Here is a 16,684-nt window from a genome sequence, read left to right as displayed (position 1 = left end):
ACATGGCCGCTGAACGCCCGACCATCGACGAGTCGTACTGGATGGCAACCACTCCGGGCACGGGCTATCCGCCGCCCGGCAAGGACCTGACCGCGGACGTCGCCGTGATCGGCGGCGGCATCGCCGGGCTGTGCACCGCCTGGGAACTGGTCCGGGCGGGCCTGGACGTCGTCGTCCTGGAGGCTGACCGGATCGCCGCCGGGGTGAGCGGATACACCACGGCCAAACTGACGGCCATGCACGGGCTCCTGTACGCCCATCTGGAGGCGAAGCACGGCCCCGACAGCGCCGGTCTGTACGCCCTCTCGCAGCAGGACGCCGTCGACCGGACAGCGGCCCTCTGCGCCGAGCTGCACATCGACGCCGACCTGGAACACGCCTCCGCCTACACCTACGTACAGGATCCGCGGCGCACCGGCGAGATCAGGAACGAGGCGGAGGCCGCCCGGCGCGCAGGGCTCGACGCGTCCTTCGTGACCGAAACCGAGCTGCCCTTCGAGGTGGCGGGCGCTGTGCGCGTGGACGGGCAACTGCAGTTCCACCCAAGGAAGTTCCTGCTCGCGCTGGCCGAGACGATCACCGGCGCGGGCGGCCGCATCTTCGAACGCACGCGAGTCACCGGGCTCCACGACGCCGCTCGCTGCCGCCTCACCGCCGACGGCGGCGTCACGGTCGACTCGCGCGACGCGGTCATCGCGACGCACTACCCCGTCTTCGACCGCACGCTGCTGTTCACCCGGCTGAAGCCCCGTCGGGAGGTGGTGATCGCGGCGCCGGTGCCGGCCGAATCCGCCCCCACCGGCATGTACATCACCCCGGAGGACAACACCCGCTCGGTGCGCAGCGCGCCCTTCGACGAAGGACGTCGGCTGCTCATCGTCACCGGGGAGTCCTTCGAACCGGGGGCAGGGCACGTACGGGAACGCTTCGCGCGCCTCGACGCCTGGGCGCGCGAGCGGATGCCCGGCTTCGCCGAGGCGGACCGGTCCTACCGCTGGCAGGCACAGGACAACGACTCCAGCGACCACCTGCCGTACGTCGGCCACGCCCACGCCCGCACTCAGCACGTCTACGTGGCCACAGGCTTCGGCGGGTGGGGCATGAGCAACGGAGTGATGGCCGGCAAACTCCTCACCGCCCACATCGCGGGCGGGCCCCGGCCGGCCTGGACCGACCTCTTCGACCCGCGAAGGCTTCCGCCGGTCCATGACACGGGGCAACTCGCGAAGTTCCAGGCCGCCGTCGCCAAACACTTCGTCGGCGACCGGCTGCACACCAGCCACGTCGATTCCGTGACCGACATCCCGCCGGGCAGCGGAGCCGTCGTACGGCTGGAGGGCAAGCAGTGCGCGGTGTACCGCGACGAGACCGGGCACGCCACCGCGCTCTCCGCACGCTGCACCCACCTCGGCTGCCTGGTGCAGTTCAACGACGCCGAACACGTCTGGGAGTGCCCCTGCCACGGCTCCCGCTTCGGCACGGACGGCTCGCTGCTGCACGGCCCGGCGACGCGGCCGCTGGAGCCGGTGAGACGGAGTGAGACCAGTTGAGATACGACCCCAGCTCGCACAATGCCCTGACCCGTCCGTGCGCCTCTCCGTGCCCGGGTGCCCCCGCGGGTCGGCACCGAAACAGCGTGGTGAGCGGCACGTGTTGGTCAGGGCAGTGCGTCAGGAAAGAGCAGTCACTTGCCGAGCTCGCGCTTGAGCTCGGCCTTGTTCATGGACGACCGCCCATGGATATTGCGGCGCTGGGCTTCCGCGTACAGCTGGTCGTACGTCGGACCCTCGGAACCACTGCTTGAACGCAGGCCGCCGCGCCTGGACGACGACATGTCCTGGGTGGAAGTCTTGCTCGCCGTGCGGGATTCACCGGAGCGTGCACGTTCCTTGTTCACCGTGCGCGAGGCGATTTCCTTGGCCCGGTTCTTGCTTTCGCCCCGTTCCTCGGCGCTCTCCTTGATGTGTTCGTACTGGCGCTCACGCTTGGAATTCGAGCCACGTGGCATGTGCTTCTCCTCCTGTTTCAGTCCCGCTGTGTCAGTCCCGCTGTTTCAGTCCCGGAAATGGGTGCCGCCGTCCGGCTTTCATGAGTCCGGCACAGCCCCAATCCACACTGCGTCCGCGGCCTTGTCCGCGCAAACGCGGAGTGGCGGAATTCCACGGACCGAGGGCCCGGCGGACCGCCCTACCGGGTGAAAGTGACGACATGGCAGCCGGCGACGGCCCGTGCCGGGCCGGTGGCTGGTTTGCTGCCCGTACGTGATCGTCGACCGGAAGGCCCTTAATGAGGACGACGGACACCGTGGGACCGGCCGAAGCCGACGACAGTTACGAGGACGAACTTCCGGTCCGCAGCAAGCGGCGCGGCTCTGTCGTCGTGCAGTGGGCGACCAGTACGGACCACAAGACCATTGGCACGCTCTACCTGATCACATCGTTCGTATTCTTTTTGATCGGCGGAGTGCTGGCGCTCTTCATGCGTGCTGAACTCGCCCGGCCCGGCACACAGATCATTTCGAACGAGCAGTTCAACCAGGCGTTCACGCTGCACGGCACGATCATGCTGCTGATGTTCGCGACGCCGTTGTTTGCCGGGTTCGCGAACTGGATCATGCCGCTGCAGATCGGATCGCCCGATGTGGCATTTCCGCGGCTGAACATGTTCGCGTACTGGCTCTATCTCTTCGGCTCGACCATCGTGGTGGCCGGTTTCCTCACACCCGACGGCTCTGCCGACTTCGGCTGGTTCGCCTACGCCCCACTGAACGGCGCGATCCGTACGCCGGGTGTCGGCGCCGACATGTGGATCATGGGTCTGGCCTTCTCCGGATTCGGCACGATCCTCGGCTCGGTCAACTTCATCACCACGATCATCTGCATGCGCGCACCCGGCATGACGATGTTCCGGATGCCGATCTTCTGCTGGAACGTGCTGCTGACCGGTGTGCTGGTCCTGCTCGCCTTCCCTGTGCTGGCCGCCGCACTCCTGGCTCTGGAGGCGGACCGCAAGTTCGGTGCGCACATCTTCGATGCGACCAATGGTGGTGCGATTCTCTGGCAGCATCTCTTCTGGTTCTTCGGCCATCCAGAGGTCTACATCATCGCGTTGCCATTCTTCGGAATCGTCACCGAAGTGTTTCCTGTCTTCAGCCGCAAGCCGCTCTTCGGCTACATCGGTCTGATCGGCGCGACGATCGCGATCGCCGGGCTGTCGGCGACGGTATGGGCGCACCATATGTTCGTCACCGGCGGTGTGCTGCTCCCGTTCTTCTCCTTCATGACCTTCCTGATCGCGGTACCGACCGGTGTGAAGTTCTTCAACTGGATCGGCACCATGTGGAACGGCTCCCTGAGTTTCGAGACCCCCATGCTCTGGGCGATCGGTTTCCTCGTCACGTTTCTCTTCGGTGGTCTGACCGGAATCGTGCTGGCCTCGCCCCCGATGGACTTCCATGTCTCCGACACGTACTTCGTCGTAGCGCACTTCCACTACGTCGTTTTCGGCACCGTGGTCTTTGCGATGTTCGCCGGATTCCATTTCTGGTGGCCGAAGATGACAGGCAAGATGCTGGACGAGCGGCTCGGGAAGATCAGCTTCTGGACGCTTTTCGTGGGCTTCCACGGCACCTTCCTGGTGCAGCACTGGCTGGGTGCCGAGGGCATGCCACGCCGTTACGCCGACTACCTCGCGGCCGACGGATTCACCGCGCTGAACACCATCTCCACGCTCAGCTCTTTCCTGCTGGGGCTTTCGATGCTGCCGTTCTTCTACAACGTGTGGAAGACCGCCAAGTACGGCAAGAGGGTCACGGTCGACGACCCCTGGGGCTACGGCCGTTCGCTGGAGTGGGCGACGTCCTGCCCGCCCCCGCGGCACAACTTCAACACCCTGCCGCGCATCCGTTCCGAGTCCCCGGCGTTCGACCTGCACCACCCCGAGATCGCAGCCCTCGACCGGGCTCAGAACCGGCCCGTCGGCTCCCTCCCCGTGGCGCCGGGGGACAGGCAGGAGTAGCGAGGGCGTCGCCCTGCAGGAAGGAGAGTGCGTGGAGCCCGAGGAGACGGACAGCGCGCGCGGCCTGGCTCAGCTGGAGGGCTATCTCCTCTGGAACGCCGAGCTCGAAGACGCCCGCCGCCGCGCCGGCTGCTTCACCGACCAGTTGCCGTGGCTGACGACCGCGCAGCGCGAGGACGTGGAACGTGTCTATATGGCCGAGCGGTTGGCCGCCTCGCAGGCGATGCTCGTACGGATCTCGGCCCGGGCCACCGCACTGCGAGGCGAATACACCCGTCGCTACCGACGGCTCAGGAAGCGATGCGTGACGACGGCCGTCGTGGCCGTCGGCGCGGTGACCGGGGTGTGCACCGCGGTCGCATTCCTCACCCGGTGACGCCCCACGTCACGACACTGTCATGGGGACGCGGGCGAGCCGGAGTTCCCGCCGTTCGCCGGTGCCGGTGAGCCGGGCGGCGACTCCGGCTGTACCGGGGAATCCGGCGCCGGGGGCTCCGGAACCGTCTCGGATGCCGGCGGCTCGGACGTCGGCGGCTTCGAGGTGGTCGGGGTCTTCGGGGACGGCGACTTGGAGGCCGGGGGGCAGGGGCTGTCCGCGGGGGTCTCCCCCTCGCCGGCCTCCGGCGGGCAGGACGACGGGGACAGCTCGTCCGGGGACGGCGGGGACGCGTCCGGGGAGGGCGACGGTTCGGTCACCGGCGGCGAGGTCTTCTTGTCCTTGTGGCCCGTGTCGCCCGCGTCCCGGTGGAACCACTCCTTGCTCTCCGGGTCGAAGATGACAAACACCTTCACCACCTGGACCGTGGGCGTCACCGCCACGACGTTCGAGGGCCGGTACGTGGGCCACGAGTCACCCTTGGGCCGGGGCGTGCCCTGCACGGCGACCGGCGGAAGCAGCGGGTTGCCGCAGGCGCAGCGCACCCGCGGCACTCCGTGGTCGTCGACAAGGACCGCCGTGCCGGCCTGGAGCACCGCCTGATATCTGGTGGGCGCTCCGTTCTGGTACCCATGGTTGGTGACCCGGGTGTCCATCCGCAGCTGAACGGGCGTCAGTGACCGCAAGTGCTCGGGGACGCCGGACGGCTGGATCTTCAGTACGGACGCGAACGCCTTGTTCTTGGGCGGATCCGCCGTCAGCGCGCTGATCTGCTTCTCGACATCGCAGCTGGAGATCTTGCGGGTCCCGCCGTACAGACCGGGGGCCGATCCGTCCACCCCCCGGGTGGCGTTGGGCCGGGTGTCCGTCGGGCTCGGCAGCGCGGTCGGTGACGTCGCGGGGGAGTCGGCCTTGCGCGCCGTCGATTCCGTGTACGGATCCGGCCCGGACGAGCCCGCTGCCTGCAGGAAGACTTCGCCGTCCTCGCCCGATCCGCCGTCCGGGCGAGTCAGCACGATGGTCAGGACCACTGCCGCCACGATCGCGGTGGCGATCGTCGCCACCCGGGGCACCGAGCGCCACCACGGGCGACCGGCGCCCTCACCGGGGCCGCCACCAGGACCGCCCGCGCCTCCGCCTCCTCCCGCGCCACCACCGCCCGGGCCTCCGCCGCTCGGGCCTCCGCCGCTCGGCGGTCCGGCCCCAGGGCCGGAAGGAGTCTCGGGCGGGGGCGTCGGACCTGGCTTCGAGGGGCCCGAGAGGGGGCCCGACGGAGGTCCTGTGGGGCGTCCGGACGAAGGCTGTTGGTCACTCACGGGCTCTGCTTCCCAACGTAGGAATTAGTCCCAATTTCTGGCATGACGTGCTTATTGTGTGCCTCGTACCCGTACGGCTCGCAAGCGGACGCGGTCGGCCCTCCCAGCGGGCGGACTGCCCGAACCCCTGCTTAGCGTGGCAGCGTGAGCCAGCAGCAAACCAACGACCGGAGCGGTACGACGCGCGCCACGCACGGCTGGGGCGACGCCGCCGTGGCGGTGCTCGCCGGGCTGGCGGCCATGGCCGTCGTCGCCGCACTCGGCCTGTGGGCCGCGGGCGCGACCGGCCTTCCCGGCGGTGCGTTCCCGCGCGTCCTCGCGGCCGTCGTCGTGATGGCGGCCGGCGGCTCCGTCGGATTCTCCGGAGACGCCGGAGCGATCGCCGAGACGAGCGCGGACCTCACAGTCATTCCACTCTCCGTGACCCTTGCCGGAGCCCTCGTGATCGCCGCCGGCTTCCTGCGGCCACTGCGGCACCGAGCCGTCGCCGGAACCCGCGAACTGCTCGGCTGGGCCGCCCGGTTGGCGGTGCTGTGGGTGATTGTGCTCATCGCCCTTTCGGCCCTGGCCCGCTACAGTTTCAGGATCCCGGTCGAGGACCCGACCGGCGGCCTCATCGACGACGTACTGGACGCCTCGCCCAAGGTCGGTTTCGAGGCCGACATCGCCATCACCCTCGTCTTCGGGCTGCTGTGGCTGGCCGGCGTCCTCATCCTGGCCCTCCTCGTGTCACGCAAGGCCCCGCTCCCCGCCCAACTGCTGCGCTTCCAGGAATCGGTGCGCCCGGCAGCCTTCGCCATGGTGGTACTGCTGCTCACATACGTCGTACTGGGCCTGGTCATCGGACTCGTCGTCGCGGCGACGCGCGGCCACGCCGCCGAGACGTTCGCCGTGATCCTCCTCGGGCTGCCGAACCTCACCTGGCTGGCCCTGACGCTGGGTCTGGGCGCTTCCTGGGAAGGCAAGGTGGAAGGCCCCTTCGGGCTGCCGATGCCGAAGGCGCTCGACTCCGTACTCCGTACGCCGGACATCTCCACCCTCAATGTCAGCACGCTCGCCGACCACGACGGGCGGGTCTGGTGGCTGGTGGTTGTCGCCGCCGTCCTGCTGCTTGCCGCCGCGTTCCTGATGGCGGCCCGCTCGCCCCGCCGGATGCGTGCCTGGCAGCACGCCGTACACATGACGGTGGCGCTCACCCTCACCGTGCTGACCATCTGCCTGGTCGCCCGGCTGTCCGCCCACTACGGCCTGTCACTGCTGGGCATCGGAGACATCGACGGCGCCCTCGCCGGAGAAGTGTCGCTGCGGCCGCGCCTGTGGACGGCGCTCGGCATCGCGGTCCTCTGGGGGCTGGTCGCCGGCTTCCTCGGCAGCCTGCTCGCCTCGCGGGTCCACCGGCGCGGAGAGATCGAGCCGGAGACCTCCTGAGGCCTCTCCGGCCTCCTACCGTACGAAGCCGGGGAAGACCGGCAGGGCCCAATGGGGCGGCGCGGGCGGTGGTTCGGCCGCGGGCCACCCACCGGCCCGCATGTCCACCCGGGTCGGCGGATGGTGTGCGGGACCGATCCCTGCGGCCGCCGCACGGAGCGCGGTCACGAATTGCAGGCAGGAGTCGTACCGGTCGTCCGGGCTCTTGGCGAGTGCCTTGGCCATGACGTCGTCGACGGCGGCCGGCAGGTCGGGGCGCTGCTCCGTCAGGGGCGTCGGCGGGTCGAACTGATGGGCCCACAGCAAAGCCATGTCGTCGTCGCGTTGGAAGGGCGGGGTCCCGGCCATCGTCTCGTGGACGACGCAGGCGAGGCTGTAGACATCGCACCTGCCGTCCACCGGGCGCCCGGAAATCTGCTCCGGCGCGACGTAGTCGAGCGTTCCGACGAACTGGCCGACGGTGGTGAACCCGGTCAGGGACAGCGACTTCTTCGTCAGTCCGAAGTCCGTGAGATATACGTGCTCGGGGTGGTCGCTGTCCGTACCCGCCGCGATGAGGATGTTGCCCGGCTTGACGTCCCGGTGCACCAGGTCGTGGTCGTGGGCGGCGTCGAGCGCGGACGCCACTTGCGCGGCGATACGGCTCGCGGCCCCGATCGACAGCGGTCCCTGACGGTCGAGCAGGTGCCGCAGGTCCTGCCCGGCGACGTACCGCATGGCGATGTAGAGAATGCCGTCGGTCTCTCCGGCCTCGAACACCGGCACGATGTGCGGGTGGTCGATAGCCGCGGCCACCCGCGACTCGTGGGTGAACCGCTGCCGGAAGGTGTCGTTGCGGGCGAGCTCGGGCGCGAGGAGCTTCAGGGCGACCGTACGGTCAAGGCGCAGATCCTTCGCACGGTAGACGACCGCCATGCCGCCGCGGCCGATCTCGCTCTCGACGACGTAGCTCGCGATCTGCTTCCCGAGCAGGTCGGACGGCCTTCCGACGGGCAGGCTCGTGTCCTGCGGCGTGCGGTGCCCGGGGGCCATCACCCGTCACCCGGCCGGGTGCGGGGGCGGGGCCCGGGGGCACGGATACCGTCGCCCGGCCGCACAACCTGCGTAGCCTCGCCGTCGCCCGGGCGGCGCCCGGCGAGGCGGGCGGGGTCGACGACTTGAGTCGGCTCGGCGGCGGTTACGTCGTCTTCAGCGGGCTCGGCTGCGACCGCCTCGGGATCCGGCGCTGGTGGGTGGCCGGGGCCCGGTTCGTTCGTTCCGTCCGCGTCGGTGGCGACGATTTGCGTGGGTTGTGGTTCGGCTGCGTGAGCTGATTCCGGTGAGTCCGGTCGGGGGGTGTAGGTGTCGGCGCCGACCTGGGTCGGTTCGGGGTCCGGTGCGTGTGCAGGTTCTGGGGCGGCCGTTGCGGGGGCTGGGGCGGCGACGGGCGGTGTCGGTTCCTGCCCTGCCGCGCGGTCCGGTTCTGCTGACTCCGTTCCGGGGGGTTCCGCTGCGACGACTTGTGTCGGCTCCGGTGGTGCTGTCTGTGCCGGTTGCGGTGTGTCGGCTTCGGGTTGTTCTGCTGCGACCACCTGGGTCGGTTCCGGCGCTGCTGCCATCCGGGGCGGCTCCGGGCTGCCCGTCGTCCGCGCGGGTTCTTCCGCGACGACCTGAGTCGGTTCCGGGGGCACCGACCGCGCCCGATCCGGAGCGGGCGGGCCGCCGTTGGGCGGTGGGGTGTCCTCGCCCGGGCCCGACGACGCTGCGTATGTGCTGAGCCGCGTACCGTCGCAGTACACCCACCGCTCGTGCTCCGCTTCGTACAGCCACACCGATTCGCCGTCGACGACCACCCCCACCCGCAGCCCCAGCGTGCGGCGGTGGAAGCTCTCGCCGTCGGTGCGTCCGCTCGCCAGGTCCTCCGCCGCACGGCGGTACTGGCTCAGGGACTCCTCGACCCGGGCCAGCAGTGGCCGCGGGTCGGCCGTGCGGGCGAGTGGCTGATGGGCGCCCGGTGGGCCCTGCGGTACGGAGACGAGCAGGCGGGCGTCGACCCATGCCGACCAGCCGTTGGCGCACAGGATCTCGCCCCAGTCACCGCGCCGGCCGATCAGCTGGACGGGCAGCAGCGGGTCGAGCGGTTCGGTGGGGCGGGAGACGTCCGGCGACTCCCAGGCGGGCATCCCGGCCTGGGGGACGACATGTGTCGGGCGGAAGTCCGGGAAGTCCGGCGTGGCCATGGATTCCGCTCCTACTTCCGCATGATGGCGGGCTCATGCCTGCGCAGCAGCTTCGCGACGGCGTAGCCGAAGACGACCGAGAGGGCGACCAGCATGCCCATGTTGAGCAGCCACACCGATGCGGAGTGCTCGAAGAGGGGATCCGACGACAGGTCGCCGGGGACGATACGGGCGAGGTCGATGGTCCCCGCCATCCCACCCAGCGCCCACCGGGCCGGCATCAGCCAGGCCAGCTGCTCCAGACCGATCACCCCGTGCACCTTGAGCAGCGCCCCGCAGAACACGACCTGCGCGATCGCGATGAGGACAAGGAGCGGCATGGTGACCTCCTCCTTGCGCACCAGTGCGGACACGAGGAGGCCGAGCATCATCGCCGTGAACGCCAACAGCGCCACGGCCACAGTGATTTCGATCAGTGGCGGCAGGAGCACTCCTTCGTCGCCCGGGGCGTTCAGATCCACGCCGATCAGGCCGACCAGGGTCAGTACGACGGCCTGGAGCACCGTGACGGTGCCCAGCACCACGACCTTGGACATCAGGTACGCCGATCTGGACAGCCCGACGGCGCGTTCCCGCTGGTAGATCACCCGTTCCTTGACCAGTTCGCGCACCGCGTTGGCGGCCCCCGTGAACACCCCGCCCACACACAGGACGAGCAGGGCGCTCATCGCGGAGTCCTTGTCCAGCTCGCCGCCGGCCAGCGCACGGGTCATCCCGCCCATGACGAACGGCAGCGCGATCATGACGGCCAGGAAGGTCCGGTCGGCGCTCAGCGCGGCCGCGTACCGCCGCACCAGCGTCCTCAGCTGCGCCCCCCAGCTCCGGGTCTTCGGCGGGGGCGGTACGGTCTCGGGCGCCGAGGCCTGGGACAGGCGCGGCTGGGCCGTGGAGTTCGCGATGTACTGCTGGTGGAAGGGGGACCCGTGATAGAGGCCCGCCCAGTCCCGCTCCTGGTCGTTCTCGAAGGCCTCGAACGCCTCGGGCCACTGCTCGAAGCCGAAGAAGGCGAGAGCGTCCTCAGGCGGGCCGTAGTAGGCGATGCGGCCGCCGGGGGCGAGCATCAGCAGCCGGTCGCACACGTCCAGGCTGAGCACACTGTGCGTGACCACGATGACCGTACGCCCGTCGTCGGCGAGGCCGCGGAGCATGTGCATGACGGAGCGGTCCATGCCGGGGTCGAGTCCGGAGGTCGGTTCGTCGAGGAAGAGGAGCGACGGCTTCGTCATCAGTTCCAGGGCCACGCTGACCCGCTTGCGCTGGCCGCCCGAGAGGCTGTGGATCGGCTGGCCGGCCCGCTGTTCGAGACCGAGCTCGCGGATGACCTCGGTGACCCTGGCCTGCCGTTCGGCTTTCGCGGTGTCCTGGGGGAAGCGCAGTTCGGCGGCGTATCCGAGGGCGCGGCGCACGGTCAGCTGGGAGTGCAGGATGTCGTCCTGCGGTACGAGGCCGATGCGCTGGCGCAGCTCCGCGTAGTCGCGGTAGAGGTCACGGCCGTCGTAGAGGACCGTGCCCTGGTCGGCGGGGCGCAGACCGGTCAGCGCGTTGAGGAGCGTGGACTTGCCCGCGCCGCTGGGTCCCACCACGGCGAGCAGGCTTTTCTCGCCGACGGGGAAGGAGACGTGGTCGAGGAGGGTCTTGCGGCCCTTGTCCACCGTGACCGCCAGACCCTGGACGTCGAGCGAGATCTCGCCGGTGTCGACGTACTCCTGCAGCGTGTCGCCGACCAGGCAGAACGCGGAGTGGCCGATGCCGACGATGTCGCCGGGGGTGACGCGGGCGCTCGTGATCGGCTGGCCGTTGAGGAAGGTGCCGTTGTGACTGCCGAGGTCGACGATCTCGTACGTACCGTCCGGAAGCGCCCGTAGCTCGGCGTGCCGGCGTGAGACGACCAGGTCGTCGATGACCAGGTCGTTGTCGGCCCCGCGGCCGATGCGTACGGTCCGGGCGGGCAGCGGCCGTACGGTGGTCGGCTGCCGGAAGGTGCCGGTCGCGGACGGCATGGAGACACCGGACGGGCGCTCCGGTGCCCTGGTGGGCGCGGGCGGCGGCTCGTCATGTCCCACGAGCACGGCGCGCGGCCCGTCCGCGGCGCTGCCGAACCGGATGACGCTGCCGGGGCCGACACCCCACTCCTGGATACGTCTGCCGTCGGCGTAGGTGCCGTTCGTACTCTGCTCGTCTTCGAGCGTCCAGTGGTCGGCCTCGGGCCGGAGCACCGCGTGGTGCCAGGAAACCCGGGCGTCGTCGATGACGATGTCACTCAGAGGGTCGCGCCCGACGTGATAATCCCGGCTCGGACTCATCACCGTGGAGCCCGTATCGGTTTCGAGTACGAGTTCGGGCGGAGCCGGCGCGACAGGCCGCTCTCCCATGCTCGAATTCTATCGATTGGTGGCTATATGCGCCTGGGCGGGACTCCGGCCCGTGTCCGGCCGTGTCCGGCCCGCTCCGACCGTGTCCGGGCCCCGGCCGTGTTCCGGCCGGGGCCCGGAGCTGGGACTGTCAGCTCATGGCTTCGACGTCCGGGGACCGGCGGCCGCGGCCGCGCAGGCGTGCTCCCGTGCGCGTCCGATCGGTCAACCTGCTGTTTACCGCCGTCATGGCCAGGCCGAGGAGCAGTGCCACGGCACCGACGATGACGTTGCTGACGATGGTGCTGGTGGTGTCGACGCTGCCTGCCACGACCCACGGGGCGACGATCGTCCATGCGCCGATGGCGCAGGCGGCCCAGGCCATGGCGTGGGTCCGCTCGTATGCCGAGCCGAACCCGCCCATGCACAGGGCGTACGCGATACCGGTGACCAGGTTGCACACGGCCAGGGTGGTGAGGCCGTCGAACCCGACGATCCACGGCGAGACCGCGAGGTACAGACCCGTGAGCAGGGCCAGCGACTCGATCGCCTGGGCGCGGGGAGTGCTGGTCGCCCGCTCGAACCGCGAGCGCATTTCGGCCAGGTCTGGGTGCTGCTCAATGCTGGGGGTGGGGTGAGTGGTCATGACAGGATGCCTCCGATAGAAGCCTTTATCTGCCTTTTACGTCATATGTGTACGCCCAACCGCCCATTCCGGTCAATGGCTGGTCAGCAGCCCCTCGGCAGCCGGTCCGGGTCGTTGATCGTGGCGCACATGCGGCCACCCCGTCGTAAGGGGGCGTCGCGGTGCCCTCCCGGTGGTACCTGGCGAGCGTCCGGGGGATGCGCCGGGTGGCCCCGCGCGAACAGTTCGCAGGCCTTCCGGGCGTGCGTACGCCTGGCGTGTGCGCCCCTTATGGCCCTCGTTGGCGGCTGACTGCCGCTCATGACCGGTTTCCTACCCATGTCGCTGATGACCCAGGCGGCGATGTTTTTTCCTTCACGGGGGTCAAGTGGTTCAGTAATTGCCGTGTTACGCCAGCGAATCTGCACATCGAATACGCAGGCGGCACACCGTCTCCCAATACTTCAACTGCTCTGACCTGCGCCTCAGCCCGTCTGAGCGGGAATGTCCCATTCGGCGTCAGGGGAGTGCCCGGTGCTCGGCAATCGCGTTGGGTGATCTCGTGAAGAAGCTGCCACCAATTCATGGACGGACGTGCACGCCGGGGTAATTACCTGACGGGTTGTGCCCGGATCAGCCGCAGTCGGATTGGCTGCCCAACGCGCTTACGTGCTTTGATCCTTCGCACTGCGGCTATCCAGCTGGCTCGGACGCAGTTATTTCGAAATATCCACGCGAAGGGAAACTCGCATCATGAACTTCTCCCAGGTTGCGACCCAGGAAATCTCCGACAACGACCTGGACAACGTGTCCGGCGGTCTCCTCGGCGGCGTTGTCGCCAACTCCACCTCCGCGCTTGACGGCATCGCCGGCGCCGGCGCCCTGGCCGCCTCGGCCGTCAGCACCGTCGAGGGCGTCACCGGCCTCAACACCGCCCCGGTCGCGGGCATCGCCACCGCCACGGTCGCCGGCGTCTGAGTCGGTCGTCTGCCGCTGAGCGGCACAGCCACCAGCGGTGACTACGGCATGTCGGCATCCCCCCGTTTGCCGACAAGCCGGACCGTACGCCCCGGATCCAGCCAGGATCCGGGGCGTACGGCCGCCGCCGCCCGCGCCGCCACGCGAGCGGCGTCGATCCGGAGATCCCGGCGGTCCCCGAGGTCCCGGAGAACCCGGACAGCCCATTGCAGTTGAGGGAAGAGTGTCGTGCAGTTCCGCCAACAGGCCCTTTCCAAGCTGCAATCGCCCGAAGAGATCGATCTGCCGGTGCGTTTCGCCCGGCCGCAGGGCTGGCTGGTCCTGACCGTCACGGTCGCCGTCATGATCGCCGCGTCCGTCTGGGCAGTGACCGGAACCGTGTCGTCCACACTCGGCGCACCCGGCATCCTCACCCATGCCCAGGGCAGTTACGTCCTCCAGAGCCCCGTCGCGGGCCAGGTCACCGACGTACTCGCCGATGAAGGCGAGAGGGTTCGGGCCAACGCCCCGCTGCTGAAGGTCCGTACCGCGCAAGGCAGCACCGTCGTACGCACCATCGCAGCAGGCCGCGTGACGACACTGGTCGCGACGATCGGCTCCGTGGTCACCACCGGGGCGGATGTGGCCGCGGTGGAGCGGATCGACAACGCGGACGACCCCCTGATGGCCGTGCTGTACGTGCCCGCCGACAGCGGATCGACCGTGCCCGTCGGCGCGTCCGTGGATCTCACCGTGCAATCGGTGGCGACACAGCAGTACGGCGTACTGCGCGGCCGGGTGAAGGCGGTCGGCCGAACCGCCCAGACCCGCCAGCGGATCAGCGGATTCCTCGGCAGCAGTCAGCTGGGCGAGCAGTTCTCGCAGCAGGGACAGCCCGTGCCGGTCCTCGTGCGGCTGGAGCGGTCGTCGGCCACCAAGTCCGGTTACGTCTGGTCCTCCTCGGGCGGACCGCCGTACGCGGTCGACTCCATGACCCTGGCCACCGGCGCCATCCGCCTGGCCGAGCAGCATCCGATCGATTGGCTGCTTCCATGACCGCGCAACAGCACCAGCAACAACAGCCGCAGCAGCAACTGCCGCCGTCCGGCCGCCGCCGGCACCGCCCGGACAGCGCCGCGCCCGCCCCTCAGCGCGGCACGCGCCGCCGCGCCCCCGCCCCGAAGCCCAAGAAGCGGAAGGCGGTGCGCACCCCCACCGTTCTCCAGATGGAGGCCGTCGAGTGCGGCGCTGCGGCGTTGGCGATGGTGCTCGCCCACTACGGGCGCCATGTGCCCCTTGAGGAGCTGCGCATCGCGTGCGGCGTGTCCCGCGACGGCTCGCGTGCCAGCAACGTGCTGAAAGCGGCGCGCAGTTACGGTCTGCAGGCCAAGGGCATGCAGATGGAATCGGAGGCACTGGCCGAGGTCCAGGCGCCCGCCATTCTCTTCTGGGAGTTCAACCACTACGTCGTCTACGACGGCATGGGACGCAGGTTCGGCCGCCGCGGCGTGCACATCAACGACCCCGACAAGGGCCGCCGTTTCGTCGCGACGGAGGACTTCGACACCAGCTTCACCGGTGTCGCCCTCGTCTTCGAGCCCGCCGACACCTTCCGCAAGGGCGGCCGTAAGCCGGGAGTGATGAGCGCGGTCCCCGCCAGGATGCGCGGCACCACCGGCACCCTGCTGGCCGCGCTGCTCTCCAGCCTGCTGCTCGTCGCCGTCGGCGCCGCTGTGCCCGCGCTGAGCCGTACGTACATCGACATGTTCCTGATCGGCAATCAGACGTCACTGCTGGGGCCGCTCTTCGCGTCGATGGCCGCGATGGTGGTGCTCACCGCCGTACTGACCGGTCTGCAACAGGCGAATCTGCTGCGCGGCCGCATCATCTCGTCCACCCTCAGCAGCGCCCGCTTCCTGCGCCACCTGCTGAGGCTCCCGGTCACCTTCTTCGCCCAGCGCAGTCCGGCCGATCTCGTGCAGCGGCTCCAGTCCAACGATGCGGTGGCCGAGACACTGGCACGCGACCTCGCCGCCGCGGGCGTGGACGGCGTCGTGGTGATTCTGTACGCCGTCCTGCTGTGGACGTACGACCCTCAGCTGACGGTCGTCGGTGTGCTGATCGCGCTGCTCAACATCGTCGCCATGCGGATCGTGATCCGGCTGCGGGCCACCAACACCCAGAAGCTGCGCGCGGACAGCGCCCGGCTGACCAACACCTCGTACACCGGCCTCCAGCTCATCGAGACCATGAAGGCCACCGGCGGCGAGAACGGCTACTTCCGCCGCTGGGCCGGCCAGCACGCGACCACACTCGACGTGCAGCAGCGCCTCGGCGTACCGAGCGCCGCCCTGGCCGTCGTCGCGCCCACCCTCGCGACGCTCAACAGCGCCCTGATCCTGTGGATCGGCGGCATGCGGGCGGTCGAGGGCCACATCTCGATCGGCCTCCTCGTCGCCTTCCAGGCACTCGTGGCGCGCTTCACCGCGCCCATCACCCGGCTGAACGGAGTGGCGGGCAGGATCCAGGACTTCGCCGCGGACGTGGCCCGGCTGAAGGACGTCGAGAGCTTCCCGGTCGACCCCATGTACTCGCGACGCGAGCCCGACGCGAGCACGCGCAGGCTCAAGGGCAACGTGACGCTCGACAACATCACCTTCGGGTACAGCCCCCTCGACAAGCCGCTGCTCAGCGGCTTCTCACTGGAGGTCGGCCCCGGCCGGCAGGTCGCGCTCGTCGGCGGATCCGGCAGCGGAAAATCCACCGTGTCCCGGCTCATCTCCGGCCTCTACACCCCCTGGGAGGGGACGATCCGTATCGACGGGCAGCGCCTGGAGGACATCTCCCGCAGCGCGCTGGCCGCCTCCGTCTCCTTCGTCGACCAGGACATCTTCCTCTTCGAGGGCACGGTCAGGGACAACGTGGCGCTGTGGGACCCGTCGATACCGGACGAGGCCGTCGTCGCCGCCCTCCAGGACGCCGCCCTCTACGAGGTGATCGCGCGGCGCCCCGAGGGCATCCACAGCAGGGTCGAGCAGGACGGCCGCAACTTCTCCGGCGGGCAGCGCCAGCGGCTCGAAATCGCCCGCGCCCTGGTCCGCCGGCCGAGCATCCTGGTGCTCGACGAGGTGACGAGCGCCCTGGACGCGGAGACCGAGCGCGTCATCATCGACAATCTGCGGCGGCGCGGCTGTGCGTGCGTCGTGATCGCCCACCGGCTGAGCACAGTGCGCGACAGCGACGAGATCGTGGTCCTCGACCACGGCTCGGTCGTCGAACGCGGGCGTCACGAAGACCTGGTCGCTGCCGGGGGCCCGTACGCCGAGCTGGTCAAGGAGCACTGACGTGTCGTCCGCATACCCCTCTGCCTACTCGTCCGCCCAGTCGTCCGCATA

13 protein-coding genes are annotated in these 16,684 nt (G+C 69.5%); 7 read left to right on the top strand and 6 right to left on the bottom strand.

The genetic code is table 11. The features are described 5' to 3' along the window. The first annotated feature begins 2 nt into the window (after nt 1-2). Nucleotides 3-1,550, top strand: a complete 1,548-nt coding sequence (locus J7I98_RS31990) for an FAD-dependent oxidoreductase (protein ID WP_214928550.1) — start codon at nt 3-5, stop codon at nt 1,548-1,550. A gap of 134 nt (nt 1,551-1,684) precedes the next feature. Here J7I98_RS31990 and J7I98_RS31985 read toward each other — a convergent pair whose 3' ends face one another. Further along, a complete protein-coding gene (locus tag J7I98_RS31985; RefSeq protein ID WP_214928549.1) occupies nt 1,685-2,008 on the bottom strand; it encodes a plasmid stabilization protein in 324 nt (107 codons plus the stop codon). Between the two features lie 278 nt (nt 2,009-2,286). Between J7I98_RS31985 and ctaD the strand changes: the two genes are divergently transcribed. Together ctaD and J7I98_RS31975 are read left to right on the top strand one after the other, a co-directional pair. After that, complete coding sequence (gene ctaD, locus J7I98_RS31980) at nt 2,287-4,017, top strand: cytochrome c oxidase subunit I (RefSeq protein ID WP_214928548.1); 1,731 nt, start codon at nt 2,287-2,289, stop codon at nt 4,015-4,017. Nucleotides 4,018-4,048: 31 nt separating this feature from the next. Continuing rightward, nucleotides 4,049-4,393: a hypothetical protein gene (locus tag J7I98_RS31975; protein WP_214928547.1), complete on the top strand. Its 345-nt coding sequence runs from the start codon at nt 4,049-4,051 to the stop codon at nt 4,391-4,393. 20 nt (nt 4,394-4,413) lie between these two features. On the opposite strand, the gene J7I98_RS31970 is transcribed toward J7I98_RS31975, so the two are convergent. After that, complete coding sequence (locus J7I98_RS31970) at nt 4,414-5,709, bottom strand: DUF6777 domain-containing protein (protein WP_214928546.1); 1,296 nt, start codon at nt 5,707-5,709, stop codon at nt 4,414-4,416. 144 nt (nt 5,710-5,853) lie between these two features. On the opposite strand from J7I98_RS31970, the gene J7I98_RS31965 reads away from it, so the two are divergent. Further along, nucleotides 5,854-7,137 carry a streptophobe family protein gene (locus J7I98_RS31965; protein WP_214928545.1) on the top strand — a complete coding sequence of 428 codons (1,284 nt, stop codon included), beginning with the start codon at nt 5,854-5,856 and terminating at the stop codon, nt 7,135-7,137. A gap of 15 nt (nt 7,138-7,152) precedes the next feature. Here J7I98_RS31965 and J7I98_RS31960 read toward each other — a convergent pair whose 3' ends face one another. The 4 genes from J7I98_RS31960 to J7I98_RS31945 form a co-directional block, all read right to left on the bottom strand. Continuing rightward, a complete protein-coding gene (locus J7I98_RS31960; protein ID WP_214928544.1) occupies nt 7,153-8,169 on the bottom strand; it encodes a serine/threonine-protein kinase in 1,017 nt (338 codons plus the stop codon). After that, nucleotides 8,169-9,356 (bottom strand): hypothetical protein, encoded by a 1,188-nt coding sequence (locus J7I98_RS43060; protein WP_374225195.1) that lies wholly within the window; start codon nt 9,354-9,356, stop codon nt 8,169-8,171. Before J7I98_RS43060 ends, J7I98_RS31960 begins: the two co-directional genes overlap by 1 nt. A gap of 11 nt (nt 9,357-9,367) precedes the next feature. Continuing rightward, the gene (locus tag J7I98_RS31950) at nt 9,368-11,728 is read right to left on the bottom strand and encodes an FHA domain-containing protein (protein WP_214928543.1); all 2,361 of its coding nucleotides are present in this window, start codon (nt 11,726-11,728) and stop codon (nt 9,368-9,370) included. 130 nt (nt 11,729-11,858) lie between these two features. Further along, a complete protein-coding gene (locus J7I98_RS31945) occupies nt 11,859-12,353 on the bottom strand; it encodes an SPW repeat protein (protein ID WP_214928542.1) in 495 nt (164 codons plus the stop codon). A 732-nt stretch (nt 12,354-13,085) separates the two neighbouring features. Between J7I98_RS31945 and J7I98_RS31940 the strand changes: the two genes are divergently transcribed. The 3 genes from J7I98_RS31940 to J7I98_RS31930 all read left to right on the top strand — a co-directional run bounded on the left by J7I98_RS31940 (nt 13,086) and on the right by J7I98_RS31930 (nt 16,633). Then, nucleotides 13,086-13,310: a type A2 lantipeptide gene (locus tag J7I98_RS31940; protein WP_214928541.1), complete on the top strand. Its 225-nt coding sequence runs from the start codon at nt 13,086-13,088 to the stop codon at nt 13,308-13,310. 228 nt (nt 13,311-13,538) lie between these two features. Then, on the top strand, nt 13,539-14,345 hold the full coding sequence (locus J7I98_RS31935) for an HlyD family efflux transporter periplasmic adaptor subunit (RefSeq protein ID WP_214928540.1): 807 nt from the start codon (nt 13,539-13,541) through the stop codon (nt 14,343-14,345). Continuing rightward, nucleotides 14,342-16,633: an NHLP family bacteriocin export ABC transporter peptidase/permease/ATPase subunit gene (locus tag J7I98_RS31930; RefSeq protein WP_214928539.1), complete on the top strand. Its 2,292-nt coding sequence runs from the start codon at nt 14,342-14,344 to the stop codon at nt 16,631-16,633. Before J7I98_RS31935 ends, J7I98_RS31930 begins: the two co-directional genes overlap by 4 nt. Nucleotides 16,634-16,684 lie beyond the last annotated feature (51 nt).

It is taken from the genome of Streptomyces sp. ISL-98 (genome assembly GCF_018614055.1).
Lineage (GTDB): Bacteria > Actinomycetota > Actinomycetes > Streptomycetales > Streptomycetaceae > Streptomyces > Streptomyces spiramyceticus.
The sequence above is the reverse complement of the archived record's forward strand: the minus strand, read 5'-3'. Positions and strand labels throughout refer to the sequence as shown.

Coding starts and splice junctions, on each gene's coding strand:
- J7I98_RS31990 (WP_214928550.1), top strand. CDS start 3: ATGGCCGCTGAACGCCCGACCATCGACGAGTCGTACTGGATGGCAACC.
- J7I98_RS31985 (WP_214928549.1), bottom strand. CDS start 2,008: ATGCCACGTGGCTCGAATTCCAAGCGTGAGCGCCAGTACGAACACATC.
- ctaD (WP_214928548.1), top strand. CDS start 2,287: ATGAGGACGACGGACACCGTGGGACCGGCCGAAGCCGACGACAGTTAC.
- J7I98_RS31960 (WP_214928544.1), bottom strand. CDS start 8,169: ATGGCCCCCGGGCACCGCACGCCGCAGGACACGAGCCTGCCCGTCGGA.
- J7I98_RS43060 (WP_374225195.1), bottom strand. CDS start 9,356: ATGGCCACGCCGGACTTCCCGGACTTCCGCCCGACACATGTCGTCCCC.
- J7I98_RS31950 (WP_214928543.1), bottom strand. CDS start 11,728: ATGGGAGAGCGGCCTGTCGCGCCGGCTCCGCCCGAACTCGTACTCGAA.
- J7I98_RS31945 (WP_214928542.1), bottom strand. CDS start 12,353: ATGACCACTCACCCCACCCCCAGCATTGAGCAGCACCCAGACCTGGCC.
- J7I98_RS31940 (WP_214928541.1), top strand. CDS start 13,086: ATGAACTTCTCCCAGGTTGCGACCCAGGAAATCTCCGACAACGACCTG.
- J7I98_RS31930 (WP_214928539.1), top strand. CDS start 14,342: ATGACCGCGCAACAGCACCAGCAACAACAGCCGCAGCAGCAACTGCCG.